Origin of the sequence: Variovorax sp. LG9.2 (assembly GCF_035018885.1) — a bacterium.
GTDB lineage: Bacteria > Pseudomonadota > Gammaproteobacteria > Burkholderiales > Burkholderiaceae_C > Variovorax.
This window is the reverse complement of the sequence record NZ_JASJXB010000057.1, coordinates 1-11,630: the sequence shown is the minus strand read 5'-3', so window position 1 is coordinate 11,630 and position 11,630 is coordinate 1. Positions and strand designations below refer to the sequence as shown.

The window sequence follows — 11,630 nt, the reverse complement described above, 5'->3', positions numbered from 1 at the left end:
TGATGTCAGCCTCGTACATGCCGGCAAACAAGTCATCCATCTTGATCAGCGCTTCGTTGACCATCGCGCGGATCGGGTGCAGCGGATGGTCTGCCGGAACGAAGTCCTCGAGCTTGCGCATGGTGAACAGACTCTCGGTGAAGGTGTCGGCGCCGCGCATGGTCTGGGGTTTGATTGCAACTGTCGGGGGTCAACTTACAACGGTTGGGGGCCGTCACGCGTCGACCAACTGCACAGGTATTTCAGCACCCTGCTAGGCCGCAAGGATTGATCGCACGACGGGCGCCTTCCGCCGTGTGCGGATTCCATGCGAGAACTTGGGAACGTTTTGTAGACGTTTGCTGCAGCTCGAAGGAAACGCGCGGTCCGGTATTGGAGTAGCCCTCATCGGTAGCCACCGCTAAAAAACTGATGTAGCAATGATGGCTAACGGCATCCCATGCCCACACCGCCCATTGTCGAAAAGTGCATCCAGCTCATACCCGCGGCAGCAATCAAGTAAGACGGTTTCCGACGGCAGCAGCACCTGTACGCCGCAGGCTGCCAGTGCAGCAGGGAGCTGCACCACGTAATCTTCTCCTACATCCGTATGGGCCGCGTTGGGGCTGCGTGCCGCTCCAACGCACGCTAACTTGTTCCGACGAGACCCTTCCTTTCGCCGCCGACGGATGTCGACCGCGCTGACGCCAGCCGAGGTTGGGGGTAGCTTCACAGCGCAATCCAAACCATCTCTTAACTACCCAGGGTGGACACATGAAAGACATTCCAAAAGGCCTGCTTGCAGGGCTAGCCGCCACCATCGTGCTGTCAGTGCTGATGGTCCTGAAGGCAACGATGGGCTTCATGCCGCAACTCGACCTTCCGCAGATGCTCGCCGGAATGATGGGTTCACCGGACCAGCCCCTCATCGGGTGGATCGTACATTTCGTGATCGGCATCGTGATCTATGGTGTTGCCATCGCAGCTCTCGACTCGAAGCTGCAGGGAACCAGCCGCGTTGGACACGGGATCATGCTCGGCATCATCGGCTGGCTAATCATGATGCTGGTGTTAATGCCGATGGCCGGCGCTGGCCTGTTCGGGATGAACATGGGCATCATGGCTTCGGTGATGACCTTGGTGTTGCATCTGATCTTCGGCGCGGTTCTTGGCTGGGTGCACGGCCGCTTGGCCGCATCAGGAAATGGTTCGAACTCACGGGCTCACGCTTGACTCGACTCGCCCGACGGAACCTTGCCAAGAAGGTTGGGCATGCAATGAATGCAATAGCCCATGATCCCCAATGCATCCTGCCGGTTGACCTCAACGAAACGCCCCCCGGCATTCAGCCGATGTGCCCATTAGCCGAGACGCGCAAGTTCAATGCGGCCGATTTGCTCGGCTTTGCCGAAAAGCTGACCCTCACTTCGGCGAACGGGGCAATAACAGCCACCACGACGAGGGCTTACGGCTCGTCACGTTGCGGACGGGATAGTTCCGGGTTGCATTCTGAAAGGCAGTGACGGTCAAAGCATGAGGAGCATCACATGAGCAAGAGTAAACCCGTAATGGAGTTCGACGTCGCCGTGATCGGAGCCGGCCAGGCCGGGCCGGCCCTGGCCATGGCGCTGGCCGGGCGCGGTGAGAAAGTTGCCCTGATCGAAGGAGGACTGGTCGGCGGTTCGTGCGTCAATTACGGTTGCACTCCGACCAAGGCCCTTCGCAAAAGCGCGCGGGTCGCGCACCTTGTGCGTCGTGCGGGCGACTTCGGCATCCAGGCCGGGAAGGTCGAAATCGACTTCGCGGCCGCCATGGAGCGGATGCAGCAGCGGGTCGACGAGTCGCGCGCGGGGCTGGAAGCATCCATCGCCGGGCAGGACGGCTTGACCTTGCTGCGGGGCTGGGGCGCTTTTACGGGCCGAGCCGGCGACCGGTTCGATTTGACCGCCGGTGACCAGGCGCTGCGGTCCGCGCGGGTCTTCCTCAACACCGGCACCCGCGCGTCTCTACCGCCGCTGCCGGGCATCGATGACGTGCCGCACCTGGACAACGTCAGCCTGCTCCAGCTGCGCGAGTGTCCGCGCCATCTAATCATCATCGGCGGCAGTTACATCGGCCTCGAAATGGGGCAGATATTTCGCCGGCTCGGCAGCGAAGTTACCGTGATCGAGGCCGGCCCGCGCATCACTGGCCACGAAAACCAGGCGGTCTCCAAGGCCCTAACCGAGATGCTGCAGGAAGAGGGCATCCGCTTCCACACCGGCAGCGAGGTCGAGCGGGTCGAGCGGGCGGAGAAGAGTTCCGGTGCCGGGATCGCCGTGACGGTGGGTGGACAGCGAATAGAAGGCTCGCACCTGCTGATCGCCACCGGGCGCAGCCCGAACACCGGGCGCCTCAACCTGGCTGCGGTCGGGGTCGAGACCGACGAGCGCGGCTTCGTGCCGACTGATGGCAAGCTGCAAACCAATGTGCCGGGCGTCTGGGCAGTCGGCGACATTAACAAGCGCGGTGCCTTCACCCACACCAGCTACCAAGACGGCCAGATCGTGCTGGCCAATCTCACGGGCGGCGCGCGTTCTGCCGACGGCCGAGTATCGACCTACGCGATGTACACCGATCCGCCGCTGGGCCGGGTCGGCCTGTCGGAGGCGCAGGCCAGAGAGTCGGGCCGCGCTACGTTGGTGACAAATTTTCACATGAAGGACGTCAGCCGGGCCAAAGAGGAGAGCGAGACCGCTGGCCTGATGCAGATCCTGGTCGACCAGCAAAGCGAAGAGATCGTTGGTGCCTCGCTGCTGGGGTTCGGCTGCGACGAGGTGATCCAGGTGATCAGCAATTTCATGGCCACCGGCGCCCGATACCAGGTGCTGCGCGATGCCCTGCCGATCCACCCCACAGTCGCCGAATTCCTTCCCTTCCTGCTGGACAAGGTCGAGCCGCTGGAGTAGTGCCGCCCGGCTGACGCTCCGCACGGCTGAGCAGCGCAAGCTTCGCAAGCTTCGCATTTTTCTTTACCTCACTTTTTTAAAGGAGCTTCAATGTCACCGTCCCGCCTTACCGCCGGGTCCCCCTTTCCCGCACTCGACTGGCCTGCTGTTGGCGGCGGCCGCGTGAACCCTGCAAAGGGCGACGGATGGCGACTGCTGGTCGTCTACCGCGGCAAGCACTGTCCGCTGTGCAAAAAGTACCTCTCCACGCTCAACGAGATGCTCGATGACTTCAAGGCCGCCAACATCGATGTTTCCGTCCTGTCGACCGACGGCCTGGAAAAGGCAAGCACGGAGTCCGAGGAATGCGGCTGGAAGTTCCCCGTTGGTTACGAGCTGAGCGTCGAGCAGGCCAGGCAACTGGGCCTGTACGTCTCGTCCCCCCGTTCACCGCAGGAGACCGACCATCCCTTCGCCGAACCGGGTGTGTTCGTCATCAATCCCAGGGGCGAGGTGCAGATCGTCGACGTCTCCAATGCGCCCTTCGCACGCCCGGACCTGCGGTCTCTGCTGGACGGCATCCGCTTCGTCATCGAGAAGGACTACCCGGTGCGCGGCACTGCCTGACGGAAGGCCGGTCATGGTCAACCCCCCGAGCTTCAGGATCCCCGCATGCTTCGCCCCAAGGTCCTGATCTTCGACGTCAACCAGACCTTGGCCGACCTGGCGCCGTCCTCCACGTCGATCTCGATGTCGACCCCGCCGGACCGTTCCTGTGGATGCGCGAGGCGGTGCACCGCTTCATGGCCCAGGGCATGGCGCCTGTCGGTTCTGTCGCAATAGCGGAGCGAGGTTGAGACGGGAGCTGGAGTGGCTGGCCTCAAAAGGCCAGAGAGTAGAACTCGTCAGCAGCGGACGATGCTCTGTCTTTGAGCGAATCGAGCTGGCCCTTCTTGATCATGTGCATGGTCTCGTTGCCTGCAATGAGGGCGCGAGCGCAGCGAAACGACTTGAATCCGAGCATGGGTCGCACGATGCGTTTGATCGCCCGATGGTCTTGCTCGACGAGGTTGTCGAGGTATTTCGATTGATGCATCTCGATGTTTACGCCGCTGTCAGCACACATGTCGAGGATCGCCGTCGTGTTGGCGCCACTCTTGTCGATCGTGATCTTCTCGGGCACGCCGTGCAGGTCGATGGCACGCTCGAAGAAGCATCTCGCCGCGGCGACATCGCGGTGTGCACGCAGCAGGAAGTCGATCGTGTGGCCGGCGCGGTCCACCGCCCGGTACAAGTACTTCCACTCGCAGCTGACTCTGATGTACGTTTCATCCATTCGCCAGCTCGTGCCGACCGAGCGCTTGCGCCGCCTCAAGACGGCGGCAAGAACCGGCATCATCCTGACCGATCACCGATGAATCGTGGCGTGATCGACCACAACCCCACGCTCGGCCATCATCTCTTGGATCTGTCGCAGGCTCAACGGGTACGCCGCTTACCAGCGAACGCACACCAGCTTCACCTCAATGGGGTAGTGCAGCCGCTTCAAAATCCTGCGTAGTGCTTCGTTCATCTTGCTCTTGCCCAGCGCTTCAGCTTACTCGTCGCTTCTTACTGCGACAGAACTAGAGCTACACGATGCTCACGCTCAACACCACCCGTTGATGCGCCGCATGCCCAAGCCCGATCCCGTGTTTAGACCGGACGCCCAGGACAAACGCAGCGTGATCCCGATCGAGGCCGGTGACGTCGACCAGTGGCTAGCCGGCACCGTCGCAGAAGCCCAAAACTGTCCAAGATTTCATCCGCATCCCACTGGGATCGAGGTCCAACCGCCGCAGACAAGTGGGAAGAGTTCGGACACTCTCATCAATTTCTCTTGCATCAAATAATATTGCATGCAATACTTTATATCGACATCCGAATGCCACTAAATCTTGCATTTCGCGGCGTTTGCATCTACTTCGAAATTGAGACCCAACACCACTGACCATGGTCACTTCAAAATCTGTAGTCCCATCAAATTCACGGCCGCGCGGGGATGGGTTCACGGAACTGTTTCTGGACGAGCAGTTGTGCTTCACGCTCTACGCCACGTCCCTCGCCATGACGAAGGTCTACCGGCCGCTGCTCACTCCGTTGGGGCTGACCTATCCACAATATGTCGTGATGCTCGCGCTGTGGCAGCACGGTGAAATGACTGCAGGCTCGCTCGGAGAACAAGTCGCGCTTGATTCAGGGACGCTGGTGCCCCTTGTTCGCAAGCTGACAACGCAAGGGTTTGTGAAGCGCGAACGCAATCCTGCTGATGACCGCTCCGTCCTGATCGCGTTGACGGCTGCCGGTCGCAAGCAAGTCAATGGCGCAAAGGTCGTGAAAGACAAGATAGCTTGTGCCACGCAGTTCACGGCTGCGGAAAGCCAGACTCTCATGCTTAGTCTTAAGAAACTGCGCGCGGCTTTGACAGGCAGCGCCGCAACTTCCAGTCTCCCTGTTGTCCAACCCATCACCCGAAAGAAATGAAAATCATGTCTTTATCAAAGTCGCCCGCCAGCGCGATTTCTTCGCGACGCAAACTGCTGCTGGGTGGTACTGCCGCTGTCGCCGCTGTTGCGCTGCCAGTTGGCGCTGCTGCAACCGACAAAGCTCGTTCAGCCAGTGCGAGCTCGCATCTCCACGCCGGCGCAAAACACGCTGCCAACATCTTCATCACGAAGGACGGTACTCAGATTTATTACAAAGACTGGGGCTCGGGCCAGCCGGTTGTGTTTTCGCATGGATGGCCGCTGACTGCAGATGCCTGGGAGCTTCAGATGGTTTATCTGAGCGAGCGTGGCTACCGCACCATTGCCCATGACCGGCGTGGGCACGGAAGGTCCGGCCAGCCCTGGAGCGGCAACGACATGGACACTTATGCCGACGATCTGTCCACCCTGATCGAGACCTTGGACCTCAACAGCGTGATTTTGGTGGGTCACTCTACGGGCGGCGGAGAAGTCGCCCGCTACATCGGGCGCCACGGCACAAAACGTGTGGCCAAGACAGTGCTGCTTGGCGCTGTACCGCCCATCATGCTCAAGACGGACGCTAATCCTGGTGGCTTGACGATAGACGTATTCGATGGCATTCGGGCGGGCGTGCGCGCTGATCGTTCCCAATTCTTCAAAGACCTGACGGTTCCGTTCTATGGCGCTAACCGACCCGGCGCCAAGGTGTCTCAGGGCCTGAAGGATTCGTTCTGGCTGATGGGGATGCAGGGATCCCTGAAATCCGAACTGGATTGCATCAAGCAATTTTCCGAAACCGACTTCACGGAAGACCTGAAAAAGATTAATGTCCCTACCCTGATCGTGCACGGCGACGATGATCAGATCGTGCCGATTGCCGACTCCGCGCTGTTGTCAGCCAAACTGGTTTCGGGATCTGTCTTGAAGGTGTACCCAGGTGCTCCCCATGGCCTTGCTAGTACGCATCAAGACCAATTCAACGGCGATCTCCTCGCCTTTATCAAGAGCTGAACCTACAAGGTTTTCTTAAAGTGGGCGGCAATCGGTGCCGCCATACAGGCAATGGGTCAGCTCACAGCCGATGATAGATGTCGTCGAGTGGGCCGACGGACAAACATGCTTTTGCGACTTCCCAACAATTCAATAACAGAGACAAACCATGCTCATGCCAGATATTGATGTCGAGACGGACCCCAACATCGAGCGCATTCGCTCGCATCCTCAGTATCAGGTCCTGCGCTCGAAGCGCAACCGGCTAGGCTGGACACTGACGATTGCAATGTTCATCGTGTACTACGGTTACATCGCATTGATTGCCTTTGACAAGGCATTTCTCGCCCGGCCCGTAGGCGCCGGCGTCACGACTCTGGGCATCCCAATCGGTGTGGCCGTGATCGTCTTTACGGTAGTCATCGTGGGTTACTACGTTCGACGGGCAAATAGCGAGTACGACGCGATCACCTCGCGCATCCTGAAAGAGGCCTGCAAATGAAAAACCTTTTTCGAATCTTCTCGGGTGTGGCGGCTACCGTTATGGCGAGCACCGTGCTGGCGGCAGGGCCGGACCTGGGCAGTGTGGCCAAACAGCCAACCAACTGGACAGCCATCGGCATGTTCGCCCTGTTCGTCGCGTTCACCCTTTGGATCACCAAATGGGCTGCTGCAAAGACGCGCTCTGCGTCGGACTTCTATACCGCCGGCGGCGGCATCACCGGGTTTCAAAACGGCTTAGCAATCGCCGGCGACTTCATGTCGGCCGCCTCATTTCTGGGCATCACGGCTGCAGTGATGGCGACCGGTTACGACGGCCTGATTTACGCAATCGGGTTCCTCGTTGGCTGGCCGCTCATCACTTTCATGATGGCCGAGCGCCTGCGCAACCTGGGGAAGTTCACCTTTGCCGACGTAGCGGGCTATCGCTTCAAACAGGCCCCCATCCGTGCTTTTGCTGCCTCAGGCACTCTGGTGGTCGTCGCGTTCTACCTGATCGCGCAGATGGTTGGCGCGGGTCAACTGATCAAGCTGCTGTTCGGCCTCGAGTACTGGGTGGCCGTGGTAATCGTTGGCGCGCTCATGATGGTCTACGTCCTGTTTGGCGGAATGACAGCCACGACGTGGGTGCAGATCATCAAGGCAGTGCTGCTGCTGTCGGGCGTCACCTTCATGGCGATCGCAGTGCTCGCGCAGTTCAACTTCAGCCCCGAGTTGTTGTTCGCCAAGGCGGTGGAAGTCAAGACAGCCATTGCCGCCAATGGAGGCGCTTCGTCCGAGGCGGCAGCTAAGACCGGCCTGTCGATCATGGCACCGGGCGGCTTCGTGAAGGACCCAATCTCGGCGATCTCCTTTGGCATGGCGCTGATGTTCGGCACGGCGGGCCTGCCCCATATCCTGATGCGCTTCTTCACCGTGCCTGATGCAAAGGAAGCACGAAAGTCGGTGTTTTGGGCGACCACCTGGATCGGGTATTTCTACCTGCTTATTTTTATCATCGGTTTCGGCGCCATCACGCTGGTGCTGACCAATCCGGAGCTTGCCGATACCGCTAAGGGCATCATCCGGGGCGGCGCGGGCACCGCGAACATGGCTGCCGTGCTGGTGGCCAAATCAGTCGGCGGCAATGTCTTCTACGGCTTCATCTCGGCCGTGGCCTTCGCAACGATCCTTGCCGTGGTCGCCGGGCTGACCCTGTCGGGTGCCTCGGCCGTGTCGCACGACCTGTACGCCACGGTTTACAAGAAGGGCAACGCCGACAGTGCATCGGAGTTGCGGGTCTCGCGCATCACCACGGTCGCGCTCGGTTTGGTGGCCATCGTGCTGGGTATCGCGTTCGAAAAGCAGAATATTGCCTTCATGGTGTCGCTGGCGTTTGCCGTTGCCGCCTCGGCCAACTTCCCTGTGCTGTTCCTCTCAGTGCTTTGGAAAGACTGCACGACGCGCGGCGCTGTGGTGGGTGGCTTCCTGGGTCTGATTTCTTCGGTGGGGCTGACCATCGTCTCGCCCTCGGTGTGGGAGTCCACCTTGGGCCACCCCGTGGGCTCAGCGCTGTTTCCGTACACATCACCGGCCCTGTTCTCGATGACGATCGGCTTTGTCGGCATCTGGATCGTTTCGTTGCTCGACCGCAGCCCACAAGCGGCAAAAGAACGCGCGGCTTTCGGCGCCCAGCAAGTGCGCTCGGAGACCGGCTATGGTGCGTTCGGCGCGTCGGGTCATTGACCACTTAAAGGCAATTCAGATGACAACCAACACCGTTCAAAGCGACGCCACCGTTCAACCAGTGGTCTATCCTCCGCCCGCCGAACTGGCACGCACTGCGCACGTCGCCGGGCCGGCAGCGTACGCCGCGCTGGTGGCAGAAGCAGAAGCCGATCACGAAGCTTTCTGGGCGCGCCAGGCGAATGAAATGCTGACTTGGCACACCCCGTTCACCAAAGTCCTAGACGCGAGCGACGCGCCGTTCTTCAAGTGGTTCGAGGATGGAACGCTCAACGCGTCATACAACTGCCTTGACCGCCAGGTCGAGGCGGGCCTGGGCGCCAAAGTGGCGATCATCTTCGAGGCCGACGACGCACAAGTTACTCGCATCAGCTACAGCGCGCTGCTTGCACGCACTTGCCAACTCGCCAATGCCCTGCGGGCACGCGGTGTCGGGCGCGGGGATCGCGTTGCGATCTATTTGGGCATGTCGATCGAAGGCGTCATTGCGATGCAGGCCTGTGCGCGCATCGGCGCCATCCACACGGTGATTTTTGGCGGTTTCTCCGCGCAGAGCCTCCGCGACCGCATCTCCGACACCGGTGCCGTCCTAGTGATCACAGCAGACCAGCAGTTGCGCGGCGGCAAGCAACTCCCACTCAAAGCGATCGTCGACGAGGCGCTGGCGCTCGAAGGCTGCGAATCGGTGAAGGACGTGTTTGTCTATCGGCGCACAGGAAACAGCATAGCTTGGCGCACCGGACGCGACCACTGGCTGCACGACGAGATGGACGCACAGCCCGTTACCTGCGAACCTGAATGGGTGGGCGCCGAGCACCCGCTGTTTCTGCTCTACACCTCGGGCTCGACTGGCAAGCCGAAGGGCGTACAGCACTCGACTGGGGGCTACCTGTTGCACGCTGCGCTCACGACCAAATGGACCTTCGACCTGAAGCCTGAGGACATTTTCTGGTGCACGGCCGACATCGGCTGGGTTACCGGCCACACCTACATTACGTACGGTCCGCTGGCGCTCGGTGGCACGGAGATCGTCTTCGAGAGTATTCCAACCTACCCAGACGCTGGGCGTTTCTGGAAGATGATCGAGGACCACAAGGTGTCGATTTTCTACACCGCGCCGACTGCGATTCGTTCGCTGATCAAGGCGGTTGAAGGCAATGCCGCGGTACACCCGGATCGCTACGACTTGACCAGCCTGCGCATTCTGGGTTCGGTAGGTGAGCCGATTAATCCGGCCGCTTGGGAGTGGTACCACATGCACATCGGTGGGGGCCGTTGCCCCATCGTCGACACCTTCTGGCAGACCGAGACCGGTGGTCACATGATCACACCCCTGCCCGGCGCCGCGACGCTGGTACCGGGGTCCTGTAGCCTGCCGTTTCCCGGCATTGCTGCCGCGGTGGTGGACGAAGCCGGCCACGATGTGCCCAACGGCAATGCCGGCATTCTGGTGATCAAGAAGCCTTGGCCGGCCATGATTCGTACCATTTGGGGCGACCCCGAGCGCTTCAGGAAAAGTTACTACCCGGAAGACTTCCAAGGGCGTTACTACTTGGCGGGTGACGGTGCCGTTCGCGATGCGACGACAGGCAACTTCACCATCACCGGTCGCATGGATGACGTGCTCAACGTGTCCGGACATCGTATGGGCACGATGGAAATCGAGTCTGCACTGGTGTCGTGCACCGATCTGGTGGCCGAGGCCGCGGTAGTCGGACGACCCGATGACACGACGGGCGAGGCGATCTGTGCCTTTGTCGTGCTCAAACGCTCGCGTCCAACCGGCGAGGAAGCCAAGGCCATTGCAAAATTACTGCGCGACTGGGTTGGCAAACAGATCGGACCGATTGCCAAGCCCAAGGACATTCGATTCGGCGACAACTTGCCAAAGACGCGCAGCGGCAAGATCATGCGGCGACTGCTCAGATCGGTGGCAAAGGGTGAAGAAATTACACAAGACACTTCGACCCTCGAGAACCCTGCGATTCTCGAACAGCTTGCCGAGTCGAACTGACAGCTTGCGCTGCGAAGCGGTCGTCCGGCACGGATAGGCAATCGACGGCTCTGGGCCTGCTTTGAGACATTCAACCCGGCCTAATGCGGACGGTCGCATGAGTAAGAAACGGCCAACTGACTTGCCCATGCAATGGGAACATTTCGCCAAGTGTTGAAGCCACTAAACTAGTTCACTGAATCAGAAGATTTGGCGGTATCGACGATTCGGATTGTCGTACTTCTACTTGGTCGACCTGGGGTCGTTGTTATGGGCCATGATGTAGCGCATGAGCTTCTTGTTCAGGTCCTTGACCGATGCGAAGATGCCTCGGCTCATCACGTCTCGCTGGATGCGCGAGAAGAGTTTTTCACCGCAGCAATGCGCACAGGGCCGCGTCGGCGGCATGCACATCGGCCAGCACCGTATGCCGCAGCCGAGCCATCAGCCAACGCTCCACGACCTGCACCGCCGACTCGGCGCTGGCCTTGTCCTTGGGCGAGTACGGGCGCGCCGGCAGGATCGAGACGCCGTAGTGGCGCGCGAAGTCGTGCACGGTCTCGTTGAGCCTGGGCTCGTAGCGACAGGCCTGGCTGACGAGTGCGCGCGGGTTGTCCGGCACGATCAGCTGGGGTAATCAGCAGGACCCAATAATGTGAAGGAACGTGAGCAGGGCCTCGCCCGTTAAGGATTCAGCATCTTCCTGCTTCACATTATTTCTCTCGTGCAACCCTTGGCTGGGAATCCACCCGCCAAGGAGACATGGGATGTCAGACCTTCTAGCTCAGCGCAGCACGCTGATTTTGCGATTCGAAGAGCATCTTGCGAGGGTACGGTACAGTTCTGCCGCGACCAAGCGCTATCTCGCAGTCGCAGGACACTTTCTCAAGTACATCGAAGGTCGGCATTTGCCCATTGAATCGCCCCGGGATTGAACTGACCCCCAGAAGTTGGACATTGTGATCCCGCCGATCAGGCGGTGTTTCTCAACCGGTATTGAACCGGGCT

At 60.1% G+C, this 11,630-nt stretch carries 9 protein-coding genes and 3 pseudogenes; 9 read left to right on the top strand and 3 right to left on the bottom strand.

What is annotated here, in order from left to right; all coding sequences use genetic code 11:
• Window positions 1-160 (bottom strand): annotated as a pseudogene (locus QN413_RS26240) (IS5/IS1182 family transposase); the annotation flags it as partial.
• Window positions 161-753: 593 nt separating this feature from the next.
• Here QN413_RS26240 and QN413_RS26235 point away from each other — a divergent pair.
• The 4 genes from QN413_RS26235 (at window position 754) to QN413_RS26220 (ending at window position 3,533) form a co-directional block, all read left to right on the top strand.
• The gene (locus tag QN413_RS26235) at window positions 754-1,212 is read left to right on the top strand and encodes a DUF6789 family protein (protein ID WP_323499519.1); all 459 of its coding nucleotides are present in this window, start codon (window positions 754-756) and stop codon (window positions 1,210-1,212) included.
• Between the two features lie 44 nt (window positions 1,213-1,256).
• On the top strand, window positions 1,257-1,502 hold the full coding sequence (locus tag QN413_RS26230; protein WP_323499518.1) for a hypothetical protein: 246 nt from the start codon (window positions 1,257-1,259) through the stop codon (window positions 1,500-1,502).
• A 24-nt stretch (window positions 1,503-1,526) separates the two neighbouring features.
• Window positions 1,527-2,927, top strand: a complete 1,401-nt coding sequence (locus QN413_RS26225; RefSeq protein ID WP_323499517.1) for a mercuric reductase — start codon at window positions 1,527-1,529, stop codon at window positions 2,925-2,927.
• Window positions 2,928-3,017: 90 nt separating this feature from the next.
• Entirely contained in the window at window positions 3,018-3,533 is a 516-nt protein-coding gene (locus QN413_RS26220; protein ID WP_323499516.1) for a redoxin domain-containing protein, read from the top strand.
• A gap of 253 nt (window positions 3,534-3,786) precedes the next feature.
• On the opposite strand, the pseudogene QN413_RS26215 reads toward QN413_RS26220, so the two are convergent.
• Window positions 3,787-4,479, bottom strand: a pseudogene (locus tag QN413_RS26215) (IS6 family transposase).
• A 419-nt stretch (window positions 4,480-4,898) separates the two neighbouring features.
• On the opposite strand from QN413_RS26215, the gene QN413_RS26210 reads away from it, so the two are divergent.
• The 5 genes from QN413_RS26210 (at window position 4,899) to acs (ending at window position 10,643) form a co-directional block, all read left to right on the top strand.
• Window positions 4,899-5,429, top strand: coding sequence for a MarR family transcriptional regulator (locus QN413_RS26210; RefSeq protein WP_323499515.1), 531 nt, complete (start codon window positions 4,899-4,901; stop codon window positions 5,427-5,429).
• A gap of 5 nt (window positions 5,430-5,434) precedes the next feature.
• Window positions 5,435-6,424, top strand: coding sequence for an alpha/beta hydrolase (locus QN413_RS26205; protein ID WP_323499520.1), 990 nt, complete (start codon window positions 5,435-5,437; stop codon window positions 6,422-6,424).
• Between the two features lie 154 nt (window positions 6,425-6,578).
• Window positions 6,579-6,905, top strand: a complete 327-nt coding sequence (locus tag QN413_RS26200; RefSeq protein WP_416352253.1) for a DUF485 domain-containing protein — start codon at window positions 6,579-6,581, stop codon at window positions 6,903-6,905.
• Entirely contained in the window at window positions 6,902-8,629 is a 1,728-nt protein-coding gene (locus QN413_RS26195; protein WP_323499513.1) for a cation acetate symporter, read from the top strand. The genes QN413_RS26200 and QN413_RS26195 overlap by 4 nt, the downstream gene beginning before the upstream one ends.
• A 19-nt stretch (window positions 8,630-8,648) precedes the next feature.
• The gene (gene acs / locus QN413_RS26190; protein WP_323499512.1) at window positions 8,649-10,643 is read left to right on the top strand and encodes an acetate--CoA ligase; all 1,995 of its coding nucleotides are present in this window, start codon (window positions 8,649-8,651) and stop codon (window positions 10,641-10,643) included.
• 406 nt (window positions 10,644-11,049) lie between these two features.
• On the opposite strand, the pseudogene QN413_RS26185 reads toward acs, so the two are convergent.
• Window positions 11,050-11,259: pseudogene (locus QN413_RS26185) on the bottom strand (IS21 family transposase); the annotation flags it as partial.
• Between the last annotated feature and the right edge of the window lie 371 nt (window positions 11,260-11,630).

What these genes read in the sequence shown, in the direction of transcription:
- QN413_RS26235 (WP_323499519.1), top strand. Translation starts at nt 754, where the DNA reads ATGAAAGACATTCCAAAAGGCCTGCTTGCAGGGCTAGCCGCCACCATC.
- QN413_RS26230 (WP_323499518.1), top strand. Translation starts at nt 1,257, where the DNA reads ATGAATGCAATAGCCCATGATCCCCAATGCATCCTGCCGGTTGACCTC.
- QN413_RS26225 (WP_323499517.1), top strand. Translation starts at nt 1,527, where the DNA reads ATGAGCAAGAGTAAACCCGTAATGGAGTTCGACGTCGCCGTGATCGGA.
- QN413_RS26220 (WP_323499516.1), top strand. Translation starts at nt 3,018, where the DNA reads ATGTCACCGTCCCGCCTTACCGCCGGGTCCCCCTTTCCCGCACTCGAC.
- QN413_RS26210 (WP_323499515.1), top strand. Translation starts at nt 4,899, where the DNA reads ATGGTCACTTCAAAATCTGTAGTCCCATCAAATTCACGGCCGCGCGGG.
- QN413_RS26205 (WP_323499520.1), top strand. Translation starts at nt 5,435, where the DNA reads ATGTCTTTATCAAAGTCGCCCGCCAGCGCGATTTCTTCGCGACGCAAA.
- QN413_RS26200 (WP_416352253.1), top strand. Translation starts at nt 6,579, where the DNA reads ATGCCAGATATTGATGTCGAGACGGACCCCAACATCGAGCGCATTCGC.
- QN413_RS26195 (WP_323499513.1), top strand. Translation starts at nt 6,902, where the DNA reads ATGAAAAACCTTTTTCGAATCTTCTCGGGTGTGGCGGCTACCGTTATG.
- acs (WP_323499512.1), top strand. Translation starts at nt 8,649, where the DNA reads ATGACAACCAACACCGTTCAAAGCGACGCCACCGTTCAACCAGTGGTC.